At 71.9% G+C, this 20,387-nt stretch carries 18 protein-coding genes; 11 read left to right on the forward strand and 7 right to left on the reverse strand.

Annotated features, from left to right (window positions below; all coding sequences use genetic code 11):
* Window position 1 precedes the first annotated feature (1 nt).
* Window positions 2–1,489, forward strand: a complete 1,488-nt coding sequence (locus A4R43_RS23690) for a DNA-3-methyladenine glycosylase 2 (RefSeq protein ID WP_113694345.1) — start codon at window positions 2–4, stop codon at window positions 1,487–1,489.
* On the opposite strand, the gene A4R43_RS23695 is transcribed toward A4R43_RS23690, so the two are convergent.
* A complete protein-coding gene (locus A4R43_RS23695; protein ID WP_113694346.1) occupies window positions 1,475–4,423 on the reverse strand; it encodes an AAA family ATPase in 2,949 nt (982 codons plus the stop codon). The genes A4R43_RS23690 and A4R43_RS23695 overlap by 15 nt on opposite strands.
* Entirely contained in the window at window positions 4,420–5,583 is a 1,164-nt protein-coding gene (locus A4R43_RS23700) for an exonuclease SbcCD subunit D (RefSeq protein ID WP_113694347.1), read from the reverse strand. Before A4R43_RS23700 ends, A4R43_RS23695 begins: the two co-directional genes overlap by 4 nt.
* Before the next feature lie 128 nt (window positions 5,584–5,711).
* On the opposite strand from A4R43_RS23700, the gene A4R43_RS23705 reads away from it, so the two are divergent.
* Both A4R43_RS23705 and A4R43_RS23710 read left to right on the forward strand, forming a co-directional pair.
* A complete protein-coding gene (locus tag A4R43_RS23705; RefSeq protein ID WP_236808214.1) occupies window positions 5,712–6,620 on the forward strand; it encodes a DNA recombination protein RmuC in 909 nt (302 codons plus the stop codon).
* A gap of 929 nt (window positions 6,621–7,549) precedes the next feature.
* On the forward strand, window positions 7,550–8,539 hold the full coding sequence (locus tag A4R43_RS23710) for a DUF6542 domain-containing protein (protein WP_113694348.1): 990 nt from the start codon (window positions 7,550–7,552) through the stop codon (window positions 8,537–8,539).
* A gap of 612 nt (window positions 8,540–9,151) precedes the next feature.
* On the opposite strand, the gene A4R43_RS23715 is transcribed toward A4R43_RS23710, so the two are convergent.
* Both A4R43_RS23715 and A4R43_RS23720 read right to left on the reverse strand, forming a co-directional pair.
* Complete coding sequence (locus A4R43_RS23715; RefSeq protein WP_113694349.1) at window positions 9,152–10,195, reverse strand: aldo/keto reductase; 1,044 nt, start codon at window positions 10,193–10,195, stop codon at window positions 9,152–9,154.
* Window positions 10,196–10,251: 56 nt separating this feature from the next.
* A complete protein-coding gene (locus A4R43_RS23720; RefSeq protein ID WP_113694350.1) occupies window positions 10,252–11,250 on the reverse strand; it encodes a 4-hydroxy-3-methylbut-2-enyl diphosphate reductase in 999 nt (332 codons plus the stop codon).
* Between the two features lie 127 nt (window positions 11,251–11,377).
* On the opposite strand from A4R43_RS23720, the gene A4R43_RS23725 reads away from it, so the two are divergent.
* The 6 genes from A4R43_RS23725 (at window position 11,378) to A4R43_RS23750 (ending at window position 15,881) form a co-directional block, all read left to right on the forward strand.
* The gene (locus A4R43_RS23725) at window positions 11,378–11,959 is read left to right on the forward strand and encodes a lipid droplet-associated protein (protein WP_113694351.1); all 582 of its coding nucleotides are present in this window, start codon (window positions 11,378–11,380) and stop codon (window positions 11,957–11,959) included.
* On the forward strand, window positions 11,956–13,215 hold the full coding sequence (xseA, locus tag A4R43_RS23730; RefSeq protein WP_113694352.1) for an exodeoxyribonuclease VII large subunit: 1,260 nt from the start codon (window positions 11,956–11,958) through the stop codon (window positions 13,213–13,215). Before A4R43_RS23725 ends, xseA begins: the two co-directional genes overlap by 4 nt.
* 3 nt (window positions 13,216–13,218) lie before the next feature.
* Entirely contained in the window at window positions 13,219–13,620 is a 402-nt protein-coding gene (locus A4R43_RS23735) for a hypothetical protein (protein WP_113694353.1), read from the forward strand.
* Window positions 13,617–13,838 (forward strand): exodeoxyribonuclease VII small subunit, encoded by a 222-nt coding sequence (locus A4R43_RS23740; RefSeq protein ID WP_113694354.1) that lies wholly within the window; start codon window positions 13,617–13,619, stop codon window positions 13,836–13,838. Before A4R43_RS23735 ends, A4R43_RS23740 begins: the two co-directional genes overlap by 4 nt.
* Before the next feature lie 82 nt (window positions 13,839–13,920).
* Window positions 13,921–14,991, forward strand: coding sequence for a class II fructose-bisphosphatase (gene glpX / locus A4R43_RS23745; protein WP_205215071.1), 1,071 nt, complete (start codon window positions 13,921–13,923; stop codon window positions 14,989–14,991).
* Window positions 14,988–15,881, forward strand: a complete 894-nt coding sequence (locus tag A4R43_RS23750; protein WP_113694355.1) for a S1 family peptidase — start codon at window positions 14,988–14,990, stop codon at window positions 15,879–15,881. The genes glpX and A4R43_RS23750 overlap by 4 nt, the downstream gene beginning before the upstream one ends.
* 12 nt (window positions 15,882–15,893) lie before the next feature.
* Here A4R43_RS23750 and A4R43_RS23755 read toward each other — a convergent pair whose 3' ends face one another.
* On the reverse strand, window positions 15,894–16,880 hold the full coding sequence (locus A4R43_RS23755; protein ID WP_113694356.1) for an NAD(P)/FAD-dependent oxidoreductase: 987 nt from the start codon (window positions 16,878–16,880) through the stop codon (window positions 15,894–15,896).
* A gap of 107 nt (window positions 16,881–16,987) precedes the next feature.
* On the opposite strand from A4R43_RS23755, the gene A4R43_RS23760 reads away from it, so the two are divergent.
* A complete protein-coding gene (locus A4R43_RS23760; RefSeq protein WP_113694357.1) occupies window positions 16,988–18,385 on the forward strand; it encodes a class II fumarate hydratase in 1,398 nt (465 codons plus the stop codon).
* Here the strand turns inward: A4R43_RS23760 and A4R43_RS23765 are convergent, their stop codons facing one another.
* Window positions 18,386–18,970, reverse strand: coding sequence for a TetR/AcrR family transcriptional regulator (locus tag A4R43_RS23765; protein WP_113694358.1), 585 nt, complete (start codon window positions 18,968–18,970; stop codon window positions 18,386–18,388).
* 43 nt (window positions 18,971–19,013) lie between these two features.
* Here A4R43_RS23765 and A4R43_RS23770 point away from each other — a divergent pair, with 43 nt between their 5' ends.
* Complete coding sequence (locus A4R43_RS23770) at window positions 19,014–19,451, forward strand: SRPBCC family protein (protein WP_162788570.1); 438 nt, start codon at window positions 19,014–19,016, stop codon at window positions 19,449–19,451.
* Here A4R43_RS23770 and A4R43_RS23775 read toward each other — a convergent pair.
* The gene (locus A4R43_RS23775) at window positions 19,434–20,306 is read right to left on the reverse strand and encodes a DMT family transporter (protein ID WP_113697838.1); all 873 of its coding nucleotides are present in this window, start codon (window positions 20,304–20,306) and stop codon (window positions 19,434–19,436) included. The genes A4R43_RS23770 and A4R43_RS23775 overlap by 18 nt on opposite strands.
* Between the last annotated feature and the right edge of the window lie 81 nt (window positions 20,307–20,387).

The raw sequence follows: 20,387 nt of genomic DNA on the forward strand, positions 1-20,387 counted from the left end.
CATGACGATCGCGCCCGGAGCACCGGCCACCGTGAGCCTCTGGCGGGACACCGAGCGCTGCTACCGCGCGGTGGCCTCCCGCGACTCGCGGTTCGACGGGCAGTTCATCATGGCCGTCCGCACCACCGGCATCTACTGCCGCCCGTCCTGCCCGGCGAACACGCCGAAACCGCAGAACGTGCGCTTCTACCCGACCTCGGCCGCCGCGCAGTCCGGCGGTTACCGCGCGTGCCGCCGCTGCCTGCCCGACGCCGTGCCCGGCTCCCCCGAGTGGAACGTGCGCGCCGACCTGGCCGCCCGCGCGATGCGGCTGATCGCCGACGGCATCGTCGAGCGCGAGGGCGTGCCCGGCCTGGCCAGCCGCCTCGGCTACTCAGAACGCCAGCTCGGGCGGGTGCTCACCGCCGAACTCGGCGCCGGTCCGCTGGCGCTCGCCCGCGCCCACCGCGCACACGCCGCCCGCATGCTGATCGAAATGTCCTCGCTGCCGCTGACCGACGTCGCCTTCGCCGCCGGGTTCGCCAGCGTCCGGCAGTTCAACGACACCATTCGTGAGGTCTTCGCCGCCACGCCGTCGCAGCTCAGGGCCTCTCGTCCGCGCCAGGACAACGACGCGGCGGGCCTGCGCCTGTCCCTGCGGCTGCCGTTCCGGCCGCCGTTCGACGCCGCTGGCCTGCTCGCCTTCTTCGCCCAGCGCGCCGTTCCGCTGGTCGAGACCACCGGCCCCGGCACCTACGCCCGCACCCTCCGCCTCCCCCACGGTCCCGGTGTCGTCCGGCTCACTCCCGAGCCCGACCACGTCCGCGCCGAGCTGAACCTCGCCGACGTCCGCGACCTCAGCAGCGCCGTCACCCGGGTGCGCCGTCTGTTCGATCTCGACGCCGACCCGCAGGCGATCGGCGACGTGCTCGCCGCGGACCCGGCGCTCGCGCCCGTTTTTGACCCCGGCATCCGCGTGCCCGGTGCCGCCGACGGGCACGAGCTGGTCTTCCGCGCCATGCTCGGCCAGCAGATCTCCGTCGCCGCGGCGCGGACGGCGGCGGGCAGGCTCACCGCCGAACTCGGCGACCCGCTGCCCGACGCGCTGGCCGCCGACGGCCTGACCAGGCTGTTCCCCACCGCGGCAGCCATCGCCGAGCACGGCCGGGAGGTGCTGCGCGGGCCGCGCAAGCGGAACGAGGCCATCTGCGACGTCGCCGCCGCGCTCGCCGCCGGGGCGGTGACAGTCCACGTTGGACGGATCTGTGCCGAGCTGCGTGCGGACCTGCTCGCCCTATCGGGCATCGGCCCGTGGACCGCCGACTACGTGCTGATGCGTGTGCTCGGCGCGCCGGACGTGCTGCTCACCGGGGACGTCGCGTTGCGCAAGGGCGCCGCCGCGCTCGGCCTGCCGGACGACCCCGCCGCGTTGAGCGAACGCGCTTTGGCTTGGCGCCCTTGGCGTTCCTACGCGGGCATGCACCTGTGGCGGGCGTCAGCCGGCGTGTAGCGCCAGCGTGGAACCCGACCGCGCCTTCCGCACCTTGAGCCGGGTCGGGATGCGCTGGCGCAGTTCCTCCACATGCGACACCAGCCCGACCACGCGCCCGCCGGCACGCAGTTCGTCGAGCACGTTCATCACCACGTCCAGCGTTTCGGCGTCGAGCGTGCCGAAGCCCTCGTCGATGAACAACGTGTCCAGCAGCGCGCTGCCGGTCTGCGCGGCCACCACGTCGGCCAGGCCGAGCGCCAGCGCGAGCGAGGCGAGGAAGGATTCGCCGCCGGACAGGGTTTTCGCCGGGCGGACCGTGCCGGAGAAGTCGTCGAGCACGTCTAGCCCGAGGCCACCGCGGGTGCCGCGCGCGCCCGCCGCGTCGGAGTGCACAAAGGAATAACGCCCCTGGCTCATCGTGCGCAGGCGGGCCGTCGCGGCCAGCGCGACCTCCTCCAGCCGCGCGGCCAGCACGTACGACCGCAGCGAGATCTTCCGCGCGTTCTGCCCGCGCCCGTTCACCACGTCGGTCAGCGCGTCCAGCTCGGCGGCCTCCGCTTCGGCTGGCGCGAGCTTGCGCAACGCGGTGTCGAAGCGGGCACCCAGCGAGGCGAGTTCCTCGGCGACGCGCGCGGCCGCTCGATGCGCGGCGACGGCCGACTCGACCTGCGCGGATGCCTGTTCCAACGCCTCCCGCGCGCCTTCGACATCAACGACCTCGTCACCGGTGATCCCGGCGAGTTCCGGTTCGGTGAGCGTGGACCGCGCGACCGCCGCCGCCCGGTCCGCCTCGACCAGCGCCTCTTCCAGGCGTGCGATGTCGGCCTCGTCGCGGACCGCGCCGAGCGCCTTCTTCACCGTCTTGAACTCCGCGCGCCGCAGCACTTCGGCGACCGTCTCGCGTTGCTCGGCCAGGCGTTCCTCGGCGACCACCACCGCCGCGCGCACCTCGGCCAGTTCCTCGATCGCCTTGACCCGCGCCAGCAACGCGGCCCGACGCGCGGCGACGTCCTCGTACTCCTTGCGGGCTTCGTCGAGCCGCTGCGCGCGCTCGGCGACGGTGACCGCAAGCGCTTGCTGCTCGGCTTCCGCCTTCGCGGACTCGCGTTCCGCCGCCGCCCGCTGCTCGGTGAGCCGCTCGGTCTCGGCGGCCAGGCCACGCTGCTCCTGCTCCAGCCGCTCGCGGTGTTCGGCCAGCTCGGCGAGTTCCGCGACGTTCGCCCTGACCTCGGCCAGCTCCGTGGTGAGGTCCTCCGCGGTCCGGCCGAGCAAGGCTTCCCGCAACGCGCCGAGCCGGGTTTCCGCCTGGTGACGGGCTTCCAGCGCCTGCTGGCGCCGGGCATCGGCCGCCCGCTCGGCTTCGGCGGCGGCCCGTTCCTCGGCCTCACCGACCTGCTGGTGCCCGGCGAGCGCGGGCGCGGGGTGCTCGGCGGACCCGCACACCGGGCACGGATCACCGTCGGCGAGCTTCGCCGCCAGCTCGGCCGCCATTCCGCCGAGCCGCCGTTCCCGCAGGTCGAGCAGGTGCGCGCGGGCTTCCTGATGCAGGTCGACAGCCTTCGCCTGCACCTCGACCGCGGCCCGCACGGCTTCTTCGGCGGCCGGGATCCGGTTCGCCGAGGTGACCGCGCGAGCCAGTTCGTCGGCACGGGCCTGCGCGCCGTCCAGCTTCGCGGCGGCCTGCGTCGCCGCTTCCACCCGCGACCGCAGTTCCTCCGCGCGGGCAGGCATGCCCGCCAGCTTGGTGCCCAGCGTTTTCGCCCGCGCACTCGCCTGGTCCGCCTGCACGGCAAGCCTGCCAAGGCGCTCCTTGTCGCGCCGCTGCTGTTCGCCTTCCTCGACGAGCCCGGACAGCGCGCCCGCCTCTTCGCGCAGCGCACCGGCCTCCTGACGCAGCTCAGGCACGGTGGCCTTGGTGCGCGCAAGCGTTTGCGCGCGGTGTTTGGCGTTCTGCTGGACCTCGGCGAGGCGTTCCTTCAGCCGCTCTTCGGTGGCGACCGCTTCGGCGACCGGGACCGCCCGGCGCGCGGCCGCGATCTCGGCGGTCCAGCGCCGGCGTTCCGCCTCGCCTTCCTTCCACGACTGGAGATTCGCCATCGCGACCCGCACGCGGCGAACCTGCTCGACAAAGGTGCGGCCCTCCTGCAGGCGCTGGTCCGCGACCTCCCACGCCTTGCGGGCCGCGGTCTCGGCGGCGAGCGCCCGCGCCACCTCGGCGTCGGCGTTCTCACGCAGTTCGCTCGCCCAGGTGGAGCTGACCTCCTCCCGCGCTTCGACCCCGGCCGCCTGCGACAGGCGCGCCACCCATTCCCGCACGGTCTGACGGCGGATTTCCAGCTCCCGCATGCGTTCCTGACGCAGGTTCCGGAACCATGCCTCGACGTCGGAGAAGCGCTTGGTGCCGAAGAGGCGTTCCAGCAGCTGCTCGCGTTCGGCCGTGTCCGCGCGGAGGAACCGGGCGAACTCGCCCTGCGGCAGCAACACCACCTGGAAGAACTGGTCCGCGCTCATTCCCAGCAGCCGCTGCACCGTGCGCGCGACCTCGTCGATCCTGGTCAGGCCTTCGGCGGGCTGCCCGGCGGGCGTCTCGCCGACCCACGAGAGCGAGCACTTGGCGCGTTGCCGCGTGGTGCCTTCACCGCTGCGCTTGGGGCGGTCGTATTCGGGGCTGCGGACCAGGCGGAGCCGCTGCCCCTGCACGGTCACCTCGAGCACGACCTCGGTCACCTGCTCGGCCTCGGCAAGTTCGCAGCGCAGCTTCTTCGCTTCGTTGCGGGCGCCGGGAACCACGCCGAACAGCGCGAACGCGACCGCGTCCAGCAGGGTGGTCTTGCCGGCGCCGGTGTCGCCGTGCAGCAGGAAGAGGCCGTCGGCACCGAGCGCGTCGAAATCCACCACCTCACGGCCCGCGAACGGGCCGAAGGCGGCGACTTCCAGCCGGTGCAGCCTCATAGTTCCGGGCCCACCGCCTCGAGCTTGCCCGCTTCCTCCAGCGCGCGGGTCAGCAGCGCGCGCTCGGACTCGTTGGGCGCGGCACCGCGGCAGTCCGCCACGAAGGTCGACGCGATCTCCAGGTCGGAGCGGCCGCGAATGGCTTCGGAGTACTTGAGTTCACCGGTGGCGCGACCGCCTTCCGGCTCCCATTCCAGGTGCACCGCGTAAGCGAACCTGGCGCGCAGCTTGCGCATCGCGTCGATCGGGCGAACTTCGTCGGTGAGGGTCACCGACAGGTAGCACTCCTCGATTTCGGTGTGCTCAGGCGATTCGAGCAGTTCTTCGAGCTTGCCGCGCAGGGTCGCCAGCTTGCGCGGCACGGGCAGCTCGTGCCGCCGGACCTCGGCGAGACCGGCCGCGTCGAACTCCACCAGCCACACCGATTTCCGTTGCTGTGTTTCGGAAAACGAGTACGCGAGCGGACTGCCGGAGTACCGCAGGTGGTCGGCGAGCACCTGCGGGCCGTGCAGGTGGCCGAGCGCGACGTAGTCCACGCCGTCGAACACCGCGCCGTCGACGTCCTCCACCCCGCCGACGGCGATGGTGCGCTCGGATTCGCTGGGCGCGGCGCCGCTGACGAAGGCGTGCGCGAGCACGATGGACCGGGTGCCGGCGGGGCGCGTGGCGAGGTCCTCGCGGATGCGCCGCATCGCCTCGGTGAGCACGCCGGTGTGCCCCTTCGCCTCCGGCACACCGAGCGCGTGACGGGCCGGTTCCGGCTCCAGGTAAGGGATTCCGTAGCAGGCGATGAGGCCGTGGGCGTCCTCGAAGAGCACCGGCTCGTGCAGTTCCTCGATGGTGGTGCGCAGGTACAGCCCACCGGCCGCGGCGAACCCGGCGAACGCGCCCAGCCGGGCGGCGGAGTCGTGGTTGCCCGGCGTGATCACCACGCGCGCACCGGCTTCGCGGATCAGCTCCAGGCCCTTGGTGGCGGCCCGCACGGCCTCGGCGGAGGGCACCGCGCGGTCGTAGACGTCCCCGGCGACGAGCACGACGTCGACCGCCTCGGCCGAGACCAGCTCGGCGAGGTGGGTCAGCACGGCCTCCTGCTCGGCCAGCAGGTCGGTGCCGTGGAAGGTGCGCCCGACGTGCCAGTCCGAGGTGTGCAGGACCTTCATGTCCTTCAAGTTAAGTGCTGCCTCCGAGAAGACCGGGGACCTGTCGTGGGCGTGTCATCGCCCGGATTCTGTCGGTGCCGTCGGCCATGATGGGCACCGGCCCCATCGAGAAGAGGAGTGTGCTTGCGGTGACCACGGTGATCACCACGGCGGCGGTGGCCGTCGCGCTGGTGCTCGCGATCGGGATCGCCCTGGTCTGGCGGCTCTACACGGACAGCGTGCGGCGGGCGGACGCGGCGGTCCGGCAGATCGACGCCGAGCGCAAGCGGGTGGACGCGCAGCAGGCCGCGCTGCGCCGGTACGAGGTCGCGTTCGCCTCGATCAGCGGGCGCGGGGAACTGGGCGAGCAGGTGCTCGCGGAGACGGCGAAGGCGCTGGGCCTGCGGGAAGGGCTGCACTTCACGCTGCAGACCGACCTGGCGGGTGGGGGCGCGGCGAAGCCAGACATGGTGCTGCGGGTCGGTGGTGACCGCACGGTGCCGGTGGACGCCAAGGCGAGCATGGCGTGCTGGGCCGAAGCGGTGGAAACGGACGATCCGGCCGAACGGCTCGACGCGCTGCGGGTACACGTGCGGAACCTGCGCTCCCGCGCGGCGGAGCTGTCGGGGAAGGGTTACGCCCGCTGGGCGGACGCGATCTACGGCACGATCATGTTCGTCCCGTCGGACGCGGCGGTGGTGGCGGCGCTGGACACCGATCCGGAGTTGCTGCGGTGGCTGCTGGACAGGCGAGTGTTCATCTGCGGGCCGACGGGGTTCGCGGTGCTGGCTTCGTCGGCTTTGTTCGCGGTCACGGAGACGGCCCTGGCCGAGGACGTGGAACTGGTACGGGAGGCCGCCGCCTCCGCACACCGAGCCGCCGGCGGCGCGATCGACGCGCTGAACCTGTCAAGCACGCACCTACAACGCTTCATCTCCGCCCGACGACGCGAATTGGAGGCACTGGAGGGCTTCCGGGCGGCCGTCACGCCGTTGACAGAGGCCTCCGCAAGCCCGGCGCCGGTACCGGCCATCCGGCGCGGAGAGGAGCTCGCCTAGACGCTGGTCAGTCACCACCTGCGCATGCGCCACCCCCAGACGCGGTTCGGCGGTACGCGGGCCCCGGTGCCGTTCGGCCGCTAGCCGGGGCGCCAGTTCCGTCGGCCGCTGGCCGCCTTCGCTTGCACCAGGCCGCACCCTCGCCTGGCAACTCCCGGGGCGGCGAGGCCCACCGCGCACCCAAGGTCCGGTTCCGTCGGCCACTGGCCCAGTCGCCAGTTCCGACGGCCGCTGGCCACCTTCGCGTGCACCAAGCCGCACCCCGCCTGGCAACCCCCGGGGCGGCGAGGCCCACCGCGCACCCAAGGTCCGGTTCCGTCGGCCACTGGCCCAGTCGCCAGTTCCGACGGCCGCCGGTCGCCTTCGCGCGCACCAAGCCTCACCCCCGCCTGGCAACTCCGGGGGCGGCGACCCGCCGCCCCCGGTCCGGCAACGCCCGCGGTGGTGAGGGCCGCCACGCACCCGGGCGTCCGGCCCCGTCGACCATGCGCCCACGCGCCCGGTTGCCTCCGCCGCTGATCAAGCCGCCATCTGCGCGTGCGCCAAGCCGCGCCCCGGCCCGGCAACGCCCGCGGTGGTGAGGGCCGCCACGCGCCCAGCGCCCGGGTTACGTCGGCCACTGATCAGCCAGCTTCGCGTGCGCCGGACTGGACACGAATGTGGCTTTCGGGGCGCTTTTCGCCACAAAAGCCACATTCGTGTCCGAGCGCGCGGCGTGCAGCACGGCCAAGCCCCCGGCCAGCTCAGGAACGCTGGTCAAGTCCCCGCCCGGGAACGCAGCGGAATCGAGGGAGAGGTCTGCGTCACACCGCGGAGGGCGCCGCATTCGCCCTGATGGCGGCTGTGTCGATCACGCTGGGACGCCAATCGGACGAGTGGGCTGAGACAGTGGTGGCATTCCCCCCGTGACCACGGGATACGGTGTGCCTGTGACCGCCATACGCGATCGGCAGAGCGATCCCGACGCCGACGACCTCTCCGTACCCTGGGACGAGCTTCCCGTCGTGGGTACGCGGCGAGGCCTGCCCTGGTGGGGCGCGGTGCTGCTGGGCTTCGGCCTGGCCGCGGTCGGCGCGGTGGCCAGCCTGCAGATCACCGACAACCTGGAACTGATCTTCCAGGGCGCCTACTTCGTCGGCGCGGTCGGCGCGGTCGCCGCGGTGCAGCGGCGCAGCCTGTTCGGGCCGATGGTGCAGCCGCCGCTGATCCTGGCCGTCACCGTGCCCGCCGCGCTGCTGTTCTCCGGCACGCCCGCCGGCGGGGACACCTTTTCCACCGCGCTGGCGATCGCGACGCCGCTGATCAACGGCTTCCCGACGATGGCCATCACCACCGGCGCCGCGCTGGCGCTCGGCTTCTTCCGGATCTACCGCGAGCGCGACCCGGACCCGCCGATGAAGCCGATGAAGAAGGACCCGCGGCCCGCCGAAGCCGCGCGGCCGCCCGCGAAGGCGCGCCCGCGCACCGACGAGGACGCCCCGCCGCGCCGACCGGCCGCCCGTGACGCGGACCGCGCACGAGGCCGTGACCCGGAACGCGGCCGTGGGCGCGACCTGGGCCGGGATCGGGACCTGGACCGCGGACGCGACCGGGACCCGGATCGGGCCCGTGATCGGGATCCGGGCCGCGTGCGTGGCCGGGAACCGATCCGTGAGCGCGACCGGGACCTGCCGCCGCGCCGCCCGTCTGGCTCCGGAGGTGCCGTCCGGCGCCGCCCGCCCGAAGACACACCGCGCCGCCGGGAACCACTCGACCGTGAACCCCGAAAGCGCACGCCGCCGCCAGGTGACAAGCCCGTGCGCCGCACGCCGCCGCCCCCGCGCACCGGCGAGCCACCACGCGACCGCTCCGGCCGCCCACCCGGCCGTCGCACCCCGCCGCCCCGCTCCCGCCCCTGGGACGACAACAACCGCGACTGAGCCTGGCTGGCCACGCCACGTTCCGGCCGCCCCAGCTGGCCGCCGCGACCCACGACACGAATGTGGCTTCGGGAGCGCGGCTTCGAGGCACTTCGCGAACACGAACGTGGCTTGGGGACACCTCATGAACACGAGGTGCTTTCGCGGCACCCCGCACACGAAGGTGGCCTTAGGGCACCTCACGGACACGAAGGCAGCCTTCGGGCACCTCGCGAACACAAAGGTGGCTTACGCGGCGCCACGCGAACACGAATGTGGCCTTGGGGGCACCTCGGCGACACGAATGTGGCTTTCGGGACACCTCACCGACACGAAGGCAGCTTTCGGAGCGCCACGCAAACACGAACGCGGCCTTAGGCCACGCCGCCGACACGAATGTGGCTTTCGGGGCACCTCACCGACACGAAGGCGGCTTTCCAAGCACCCGAGGCCAACGAACGCGGCATGGGGGCACCCTCCGGACACGGATGTGGCCGTGTGCCCCACCGAACATAGCGTGGCGTTGGCGGGCACCCTGCGAACGTGACCTTCGGGGCACCTCATGAACACGAATGTGGCTTTCGGGGCGAAAAACGCTCCCAAAGCCACATTCGTGTCCACCAAAAGAACGGCCTATCGCGAACCATGCAGGGCGGCGTCCGCGACCCCCAGCCGGTCGGCGGCGGTCTTCGCCTGGTGCCAGTGCGGATAGATCAGCTCCGGCGCGCTCACCGCGTCCAAAGTAGACACTTCATCCGCCGACAACCGCAGCGAAACCGCGCCAAGATTGTCCGCCAGTTGCGATTCCGTCCGCGCCCCGATCACCAGCGTGCTCACCGCGGGCCGCGTCAGCAGGTACGCCAGTGCCACCTGCGCGGGCGAAACCCCGTGCCCGGAAGCGATTTCCACCAGCCGGTCCACCGTGTCGTACAGGCGTGACTCGTTCCGCACCGGCGGCTCGTCCCAAGAACTCAGGTGCCGACCCTCCGAAGCCGACGAACCCCGCCGGTACTTCCCCGACAGCAACCCACCGGCCAGCGGGCTCCACACCATGATCCCCAGCCCCTGGTCCACCGACAACGGCACCAGCTCGTACTCCGCGTCCCGGCTTTCCAGCGAGTAGTAGATCTGGTTGCTCACGAACCGCTGGTACCCGCGCGCGTCCGCGACCGCCAGCGCCTTCATCAGCTGCCACCCCGAATAGTTCGACACCCCCAGGTACCGCACCTTTCCCGACCGCACCAGGGTGTCCAGCGCCTCGAGCGTCTCCTCCAGCGGCGTCTGCCCGTCCCACTCGTGCACGTGGTAGACGTCGATGTGGTCGGTCCCGAGCCGCCGCAGGCTGGCGTCGGCCTGCGCCAGGATGTGGTGGCGCGAGAGCCCGGCGTCGTTGGGGCCGTCGCCCATGCCCATCCGGACCTTCGTCGAGATCAGCACCCTGTCCCGGCGCCCGGCAAGCACCTTGCCGACGATCTCCTCCGACACCCCGGTCGAGTACACGTTGGCCGTGTCCACCAGGTTCACCCCGGCGTCGAGGCACCGGTCCACCTGCCGCCGCGCACCGTCCACATCGGTGTTCCCGACGTTCGCGAACACGCCACCGCCGCCGAAGGTCATCGTGCCCATGGTCAGCGCCGAGACCCGCAGGCCGGACCGGCCGAGCTGACGATATTCCATCGAGCGTCCTCCCGATTTTCGTTGCCCCTCAAGGCAAACCTAACCGGGAAGCGGCCTCAGCGCACGGTGCTGCGCAGCTCCTTCGGCAGCGAGAAGGTGATCTTCTCGTTGGCCGTGGTGACCTCGTCGACGTCGCCGTAACCGCGCTCGGCGAGCCAGTCCAGCAGGTTCATCACCAGGCTGTCGGGCACGGACGCGCCACTGGTCACGCCGACCGTGGTCACGCCGTCCAGCCAGGACTCGTCCACTTCGTGCGCGAAGTCGACCAGGTGCGCGTCCTTCGCCCCGGCCTTCAGCGCCACCTCGACCAGCCGCTTCGAGTTCGACGAGTTGGTCGAGCCGACCACGATCACCAGGTCGCACTCCGGCGCCAGCGCCTTCACCGCGACCTGCCGGTTCGTGGTGGCGTAACAGATGTCGTCGCTCGGCGGGTCGGCGATCTCGGGGAACCGCTCGCGCAGCTGGTCCACCCGCTCCATCGTCTCGTCCACGCTCAGCGTGGTCTGGGACAGCCAGATCACCTTCGACGGGTCGCGCACGGTCACCCTGTCCACGTCCTCGGCGGTGTCCACCAGCTGGACGTGCTCGGGCGCCTCACCCGCGGTGCCCTCGACCTCTTCGTGCCCCTCGTGGCCGATGAGCAGGATGTCGTAGTCGCTCTTGGCGAACCGGTTGACCTCCTTGTGCACCTTGGTCACCAGCGGGCAGGTGGCGTCGATGGTGCGCAGGTTGCGCTCGGCGGCCTCGGCGTGCACCGCGGGCGAAACGCCGTGTGCGGAGAAGACCACGAGCGCGCCTTCGGGCACCTCGTCCGTCTCGTCGACGAAGATGGCGCCGCGCTCGCGCAGCGTCTCGACCACGTGCCGGTTGTGCACGATCTCCTTGCGGACGTACACCGGCGGCCCGTGCAGCTCCAGCGCCTTCTCCACCGCGATCACCGCGCGGTCGACCCCGGCGCAGTAACCGCGCGGCTTCGCGAGCAGCACTCGCTTGCCCTCGCGCGGCTTGATCGGGGCGATTTCGGCGGGCTCGGTACCAGGAGTCGGTGAGCTCATGCCACCAGGGTACGGGTAGCACCGTTGTGCCCGGGCTCACGCGTGGGTCGTTCCGCTGGGCCGTTGGAGTAGGCCGAACAACACACAGAGTTGGGCAGGACGGGCTAGGTACGGCAGGCTGTACGGCATGAAGCCACTCCCGCTCCCGCTGCGCGTCGCGGCGGGCCTCGCGGTGACGACCGTCGAGCGGGCTCGCGAACTGCCCCGGCAGCTCACCGGCCTCCCGGTCACCGTCGCCAGCCAGGTACTCCAGTTCTCCATGCGCGTCCAGCAGCACGTCACCGAGCTGGCGATCAAGGGGGACGACGTGCTGTCCACCCTGCGCCCGGTCGAGGAGTCACCCAGCTGGGCGACCTTCGACGAGGACCTGCCGGACGAGCCGTCCCGCAACGGGCACCGCCAGGACACCGGCCGTGACACCAGTCGTGACCAGGCCGAAGACCAGGCCGAGGACCCGTGGGCCGCCGAAGAGCAGGCCATCGCCGAAGAAGAGGAAGCCGTCGAAGCGAAGGAGGCGGCCCCGGCCGGGGTCGCCGGGTACGACGAGCTGACGCTGCCGCAGCTGCGCGCGCGGCTGCGGAAGTTCTCCGCCGCGGAGGTCGAGGAACTGCTCGCCTACGAGCGCGACCACCAGAACCGGGCCTCGTTCACCGGCATGCTGGCCCGGCGCCTCGGCAACCTCCAGCAGCCCGGCGAAGGCGGCCGATGAGCGAAACCGCGGCTCGCGAGGTCTCGACCGCGGAGAACCCCTGGCCGGTGCGCACGGTGGCGCGCAAGATCGGCGACTGGATCCACCGCCTCGGCGCGGTCTGGGTGGAGGGCCAGGTCACCCAGATCTCCGCGCGGCCGGGCACCGGCACGGCCTTCCTCACGCTGCGTGACCCGGCTGCCGACGTGTCGATGTCGGTGACCTGCCCGATGAGCCTGCTCCGCTCGCTCGAACCGCCGCCACGCGAAGGCGCCAGCGTGCTGGTCAACGCGCGGCCCGCGTACTTCTTCGGCCGCGGCACGCTGAGCCTCCGGGCCAGCGAGATCCGGATGGTCGGCATCGGCGAGCTGCTGGCCAGGATCGAGCGCCTGCGCCGGCTGCTCGCGGCCGAAGGCCTGTTCGCCACCGAGCGCAAGCGGCGGCTGCCGTTCCTGCCGAAGGGCATCGGCCTGATCACCGGGCGCGCGTCGGCGGCCGAACGCGACGTGCTGGTCAACGCGCACGCCCGCTGGCCCGCCGCGCGGTTCCGCGTGATCAACACGGCCGTGCAGGGCGCGCTCGCGGTGCCGGAAATCCTCGATGCACTGTCCATTTTGGAGCGTGACAAGAACGTCGAGGTGATCGTGATCGCGCGTGGCGGCGGCAGCGTGGAGGACCTGCTGCCGTTCTCGGACGAGGCGCTGTGCCGCGCGGTCTCGGCCGCGCGCAAGCCGGTGATCAGCGCGATCGGCCACGAGCCGGACACCCCGCTGCTCGACCACGTCGCCGACGTCCGCTGCTCCACGCCCACCGACGCGGGCAAGCGCGTGGTGCCGGACGTGCGCGAGGAGAGCGAGCGCGTGCGGCAGATGCGCGACCGCGGCCGCCGCGCGCTGCACGGCTGGGTGGACACCCAGCGCCGCCTGCTCGACCAGCTCCGCAGCCGTCCCGCGCTGGCCGACCCGCTCGGCCCGATCGACCGGCGCGCCGACGAGGTCGAGGTCCAGCGCCAGCGCGGCCGCCGCGAGATCCTCTCCACGCTGACCAGGGAGCAGACCGCGCTGACCGCGGCGCGTGCCCGGTTGACCGCGCTCGGTCCGGCGGCGACCCTGGAACGTGGTTACGCGGTGGTGCAGTTTTCGGATGCGGAGGGCAACCTCGGAGTACTCCGATCGGTCTCTGAAGTGTCGGAGGGAACCGAGGTCCGGATCCGGGTCGGCGACGGCGCGGTGCGCGCGGTCGTGACCGCCGGCTCCGACCGCGCAGAGGAGGGGTGAGCCGTGCTCGAACCACGGGGGAACCAGTTCCTGCCCCTGACCAGCGGTGCCGCCGCGAGGGCAGGGGCGGGCGTGGTGCTGCTCCGCGCCCAGGAAGCCGACATCGCCGCCGGTGCGTGCTGGACGGCGTTGATCGCGGGCTGCGCGGACGCCGGCCGCTGGGGCCTGGCGCCGCGGCTGCGGCAGCTGTCCGAGGCGACTTCGGAGTACGTCGGCACCCGGTGGTGGTCGGTCGAGGGCGTGTCGCACCGCAACCGGGTGGCGGGTGCGCAGTGCCAGATCGAGGACGCGATCGCCGAGGGTGACGGCCAGGAGTTCGCGAAGGCGTTCAGCGACTACGACAACGCGATGGCCAGCGCGGTAGTGTGCGGCGGACGTCATCGAGCGGAGAAGCAGGCACAGTGACCGAAGAACTCGGCTACGAGCAAGCACGCGACCAGCTGGTCGAAGTGGTGCGCGACCTGGAGGCAGGCGGGCTGTCCCTGGAGCAGTCGCTGGCGCTGTGGGAGAAGGGCGAGAAGCTCGCCAGGGTCTGCGAACGCCACCTCGACGGGGCACGCGAACGGGTGGAGGCCGCGCTGGCCTCGGTGGAGGACACCGCCGAAGAGGGCAACGCTGGGTGAGGAACCCCATGCTCGCGGGTACCCGGAGTGCTGCCGGTATCTGAGAGGATGACCGGGCGACCTGGACGACCCTGGAGGCAACATGTCCAACCCCAGCCAGCCCGAAGCCATCCGCCGCGGGGAGGCGCCCGATCGCAACCTGGCCATGGAACTGGTCCGGGTGACCGAAGCCGCCGCGATGGCGGCAGGCCGGTGGGTCGGCAAGGGCGACAAGAACGGCGGCGACGGCGCGGCGGTGGACGCCATGCGCCAGCTGGTCGGCACGGTGTCCATGCGCGGGGTGGTGGTCATCGGCGAGGGCGAGAAGGACGAAGCCCCGATGCTCTACAACGGCGAAGAGGTGGGCAACGGCGACGGCCCGCACTGCGACGTCGCGGTGGACCCGATCGACGGCACCACGCTGATGGCCAAGGGCATGCCGAACGCGCTCGCGGTGCTCGCGGTCGCCGAGCGCGGCGCCATGTTCGACCCGTCCGCGGTGTTCTACATGGAGAAGCTGGCGGTCGGGCCGGAAGCCGCCGGGCTGGTCGACCTGTCCGCGCCGGTCGCGGAGAACATCCGTCGCGTGGCGCAGGCGAAGAACAGCGGCGTGTCCGACGTGACGGTGTGCATCCTGGACCGCCCGCGCCACGAGCAGCTGGTCAAGGAGGTGCGCGAGGCGGGTGCCCGGATCCGGTTCATTTCGGACGGTGACGTGGCCGGCGCGATCGCCGTCGCGCGGCCGAACACCGGCGTGGACATGCTGCTCGGCATCGGCGGCACCCCGGAGGGCATCATCGCGGCGAGCGCGCTCAAGTGCATCGGCGGTGAGCTGCAGGGCAGGCTGTGGCCGAAGGACGACGAGGAGCGCGAGAAGGCCATCGGCGCCGGGCACGACCTGGACCGCGTGCTCTCCACCGACGACCTGGTGCGCGGCGACAACGTGTTCTTCTGCGCCACCGGCGTCACCGACGGCGACCTGCTGCGCGGGGTGCACTACCGGGCCGGTGGCGCGACCACGCAGTCGATCGTGATGCGGTCGAAGTCCGGCACGGTCCGGATGATCGACGGTTACCACCGGCTGACCAAGCTGCGATCGTATTCCTCGGTGAACTTCGACGGTCACCTCGACGACGTGGACGACGAGCTCGACGTGGTGCCACCGCTGCCGTGATCAAGCGTCTCGCCGTCTGCCTGGCCGCACTGCTGCTCGCCGCCACCCCGGTTTCCGCCGTGGAGCCGTTCATCGTCGGCGGGGTGGCGGCCGATCAGGAGTACCCGTTCATCGTCTCGCTGCAGTCGAGCACCGGGAAGCACAACTGCGGTGCCTCGCTGGTCGCGCCGGACCAGGTGGTCACCGCCGCGCACTGCGTGCAGGGCCGCAACCCGGACATGATCAAGGTGCGCGTCGGCAGCAACGACCACACGCAGGGCGGCGAGGAGTTGCGGGTCACCGGGCTGGTGGTGCACCCGGAGTACAACCCGGACGGTGCGCGCGGTGACATCGCCATGGTGCGCCTGGAAAAGGCGGCGGCCGCCGAGCCGATCCCGCTGGGCGCGAGCGCCGCGCCGGGCACGTCGACGCGGCTGCTCGGGTGGGGGCAGACCTGCCCGAAGCAGGGCTGCGGCGACAAGCCGACGATGCTGCAGCAGCTGGACACGTCGGTCGTGACGCCGGAGGAATGCGCCGGCGTGCCGTTCGACGGGGCGGTGGAGCTGTGCACGGACAATCCCGGGGACGCCGCGGGTTCGTGCTACGGGGATTCCGGCGGGCCGCAACTGGCCAAAGTGGACTCGAAGTGGGTGCTGGTCGGGGTGACCAGCAGGCCGGGCAACGATTCCGACACCTGCGGCACGGCGCCGTCGATCTACACCTCGACGATCGCGTACGCGGGCTGGATCGCGGAGCAGCTGGCGCCACCGGCTCCGGAACCCACGCCTCCGCCGGAGCCTTCACCCGAACCTTCGCCGGAACCTTCTCCAGAGCCTTCCCCGGAACCGTCGCCCGAGCCATCGCCGGAACCCTCCCCGGAGCCGACGCCCTCCCCCACACCGACGCCGTAGCCCGGCGGGCGCCTACTCGGCGTTGCTCGAGTGGCCAGGGAACAGGTGCGCGTCCGGATCGAGCGCGACGGCGATGTTGTTGACCGCCGTGGCCGCCTCCCCGAACCCGGTGGCGATCAGCTTCACCTTGCCCGGGTACGCCGCCACGTCACCGGCCGCGTAGACGCGCGGCTTCGCGGTGGCCATGGTGGAGTCGACGGAGATGGCGCGGTGGTCGATCTCCAGCCCCCAGTTCTCGATCGGCCCGAGGTCCGCGGTGAAGCCCAGCGCCGCGATCACCGACTGCGCGGGCAGCACCAGCTTCTCCCCGCCCTTCACCTCGACGGTGATCTCGCCGAGCGCGCCGTCGCCGTTGTCCCGCAGCTCGGTCACCTCGGCGTCGGTGATGATCCGCACGCCGAGTTCCCTGGCCTGCCGCACGATCGACTCCACCGCCCGGAACCGCGCGCGCCGGTGCACCAGCGTGACGCTGCGCGCGATCGGGTGCAGCGCGAGCACCCAGTCGAACGCGGAGTCACCGCCGCCGACCACCACCACGTCCTGCCCCTCGTGCGCGCGCAGCGAAGGCACGAAGTGGACCATGCCCCGCCCGAGCCAGCCGTCCCCGGCGGGCAGCGGCCGCGGCGTGAACTCGCCGATGCCCGCGGTGATCAGCACCGCGCCCGCCCGCAGCACGTCACCGCCGTCGAGGGTGACCTCCAGCCCGTCGTCCAGGTAGTCCAGGCCTTCGGCCTTGCGCCCCAGCAGGTACGTCGGCTTCCACTGCGCTGCCTGCTCGACCAGCGCGTTGACCAGGTCCCGGCCGCGCACCGCGGGGAACCCGGCCACGTCGTAGATCATCTTCTCCGGGTACATCGCGGTGACCTGGCCGCCCGCCTCGGGCAGCGAGTCGATCACGGCGGTGGACAACCCGCGGAAACCGGCGTAGTAGGCGGCGAACAGTCCGGTCGGCCCGGCACCGACGATCGCCAGGTCCACCCTCGAATCGGGCAAGCTCATCCTGAAGTATCCCTCCGCCGTGCGGTGGTGGTGTGGCAGCAGTCACAGCCCAGCCTAGTGCGAAACACCACTGCGCAGGCTTGCCTTACCTGGGCCAGACTGGGGGCATGCCTGAACAGGAATTCCGGATCGAACACGACACGATGGGCGAAGTGAAGGTGCCCGTCGACGCGCTGTACCGCGCCCAGACGCAACGCGCCGTGGAGAACTTCCCGATCTCCGGCCGCGGCCTGGAACGCGCCCAGATCCGCGCGCTCGGCCTGCTCAAGGCCGCGACCGCGCGGGTGAACGCCAAGCTCGGTGTGCTCGACGAGGACCTGGCGAACGCGATCGCCGCGGCCGCCGACGAGGTCGCCGAAGGCAAGCACGACGCGCACTTCCCGATCGACGTGTTCCAGACCGGTTCCGGCACCTCTTCGAACATGAACGCCAACGAGGTGATCGCGACGCTGGCCACCCGCGCCCTCGGCCGCGACGTGCACCCGAACGACCACGTCAACGCCTCGCAGTCGTCCAACGACACCTTTCCCACCACCATTCACGTCGCCGCGACGGAAGCAGTGCTCTCGGATGTGATCCCTGCTCTCGAACACCTCGCGTCGACCATCGAAACCAAGGCCGCGGAGTGGGCGGACGTGGTCAAGTCCGGCCGCACGCACCTGATGGACGCCGTGCCGATCACGCTCGGCCAGGAGGCCGGGGCCTGGGCCGCGCAGGTGCGGTTCGGCATCGAGCGGCTGCGCTCCGGCCTCGACCGCCTCGGCGAGTTGCCGATCGGCGGCACCGCGGTCGGCTCCGGCCTCAACGCGCCCGACGGCTTCGGCGCCGCGGTCGCCGCCGAACTGGCCACCGTGACCGGCCTGCCGCTGACCGAGGCGCGCGACCACTTCGAGGCGCAGGCCACCCAGGACGGCGTGGTGGAGACCTCCGGCCACCTGCGCACGGTCGCCGTCTCGCTGAACAAGATCGCGAACGACCTGCGGTGGCTGGGTTCCGGCCCGCGCACCGGCCTCGCCGAGCTGGCGCTGCCGGACCTGCAGCCCGGCTCGTCGATCATGCCCGGCAAGGTCAACCCGGTCATTCCCGAGGCGACGCTGCAGGTGGTCGCGCAGGTGATCGGCAACGACGCGGCGGTCGCCTTCGCCGGCGCGCAGGGCAACTTCCAGCTCAACGTGAACCTGCCGGTGATCGCCCGCAACGTGCTGGAGTCCGCGCGCCTGCTCGCCGCGGTCTCGCGGCTGCTGGCGGACAAGGTTTTCGCCGGGATCACGGTGAACACCGACCGCGCGCGCGAGTACGCCGAGGGCTCGCCGTCGATCGTGACGCCGCTGAACAAGTACATCGGCTACGAAGAGGCGGCGGCCGTGGCGAAGCAGGCGCTCAAGGAGCTGAAGACGATCCGCGAGGTGGTCATCGAACGCGGGCACGTGGCCGACGGCAAGCTGACCGAGGCCCAACTGGACGAAGCGCTCGACGTGCTCCGGATGGCGCGCGGCGGCAAGTAGTCAGGCGAGTTCGCGCAACGCGGCGGTGAGCGGACCGGCCAGCCGGTCCGCGAACCCCGCCGGCGCCGGTTCGCGCAGCATGTGCAGCCACGCGAACACGGTGCCGAGCAGGATGGCGTGCACGGCGGCCGGGTCCGGCCTGGCCGCCAGCTCGCCGCGGGCCACCGCGCGGTCGAGCATCCGCACCAGGTAGTCCCGCTGGCGCCCGACGAACTGGGCGCCGAAGCGCTCGGCGAGTTCGGCGTCGGCCCGCACGTCGGCGAGCAGGCCGGGCAGCGCGCTGGCCGCCGCCGGACCGTCCAATGAGGACTGGATGACGGCGAGCACACCGGCCACGTCCCCGCGCAGCGAACCGGTTTCCGGTGGCGGCGGCAGGCTTTCGTCGTGCACCACCGCGGCGAAGACCAGCTCCGCCTTCGACCGCCAGCGCCGGTAGACCGCCGCCTTCCCCACCCCGGCGCGTGCCGCGATCATGTCCACTGTGGACTTCTGATAGCCGGACTCGGCGAGCAGCTCGTGCACGGCGGCGCGCAGCGCGTCGTCGATCCCGGTGGTGCGCGGCCTGCCGCGGCGGGGTGAGGTCATGGCCACAGTTTACGGAACTGACAGTTCCATATATCTTCGGGGCATGACCTGGACACGTAGTTCCACCCAGCTGCTCGAAGTCGGCCGCGAGCTGGTCTGGCCGGCGTTGGCCGATCTGCCGGGCTGGTCGCGCTGGGATCCCGACCTGGTCGAGGTGACCAGGCACGGCGAGGGTGGCGACCTGGTGCCGCCGGGCCGGTTCTGGGGCGCGGTGCACCGGAAGGCGGCGGGGCCGTACAAGCTGGTCGCCTTCGAGGAAGGACGGCGGATCGAGCTGCACCAGCCGATCCCGCTGGGCATGATGCGGCTGGAGTACCGGCTGGCCGACGCGCCGGGCGGGCGCACCGAGTACACGCAGCACGTTTCGCTGTCCGGGCCGATGGCGAGGGTGATGGTGTGGGTGGTCGGCGCGAACGTGGTGCGTCACTTCCCGGAGAAGTGCGCCGCGCTGGAACGGCTCGCCTCACCCGCGACGGCGTAACCCGACCAGCACGCCGAGCGCGACCAGGCCGACGCCCGCCAGGTCGACCAGCTCGAGCCGCTGCGCGCCGAGCAGCACCGCGACGAGCAGGCCGGACACCGGCATCACGCCGATCAGCACCCCGGCACGGTCGGCGCCGAGTACCGATACGGCGAAGTACCAGAAGCCGAACGCCACCGCGGTGACCACCACGGCGAGTATCAGCAAAGCGGTGAGCTGGCGGGCATCCGGTCGCACCCAATCCTCCACAAAGGACGATAGAACGGCGCTGCCGGCGGCCGCCGCCACGCAACTCCAGGCAGAGGTCGCGAGCGGCCCGAGCCGCTCGACCAGGCCCACTGCGAAGAGCGTGAAACACGCCTCGCAAAGCATCGCGAGCACGGCCAGCGCCAGCCCGGTGCCGGTGGCCGCGCCGCCACCGGTGAGCACCACAACACCGCCGACGGCCAGCGCCGCACCCAAAACCGGCGCGGCCGACGGTTGCCTGCGGGCGAGCAGCGGCCCCGCGACGGCGAGCACCAGCGGGCTGCCGCCGAGCACCGCGGCGACGAGGCCGGGTTCGGCGTGGCGCTGGGCGTAGAGCAGGCAGGCCTGGAAGCCGACCATGCCGGTGGCGGCCAGTGCGAGCAGGGCGGGCAGGTCCGTCCACTTCGGAATCGGCAGCGGACGGCGGCGGAGGCCGAACCAGGCGAGGAGGAGCAGACCGGCGAGGCCGTAGCGGAGGGCCTGGCCGAGCAGGAGGGGGTAGGCGTCGAGCAGCCCGGTGACCGGCACCGACCCGCCGACGATGGCCGCGGTGGCCACACCCGCGGTAATCCCGAGCCGGTCGCGGTTCGGGGCGAGGGTTGCAGTCATGGCGCTGAGCTTGGCGAGGAATCGGCCCATTCAAAAGGACCACCTGACCCCTGCCAACCTGGTCCACCCGACAACCATCGT

Source organism: Amycolatopsis albispora (genome assembly GCF_003312875.1).
In the GTDB taxonomy this organism is placed as follows: Bacteria; Actinomycetota; Actinomycetes; order Mycobacteriales; family Pseudonocardiaceae; genus Amycolatopsis; species Amycolatopsis albispora.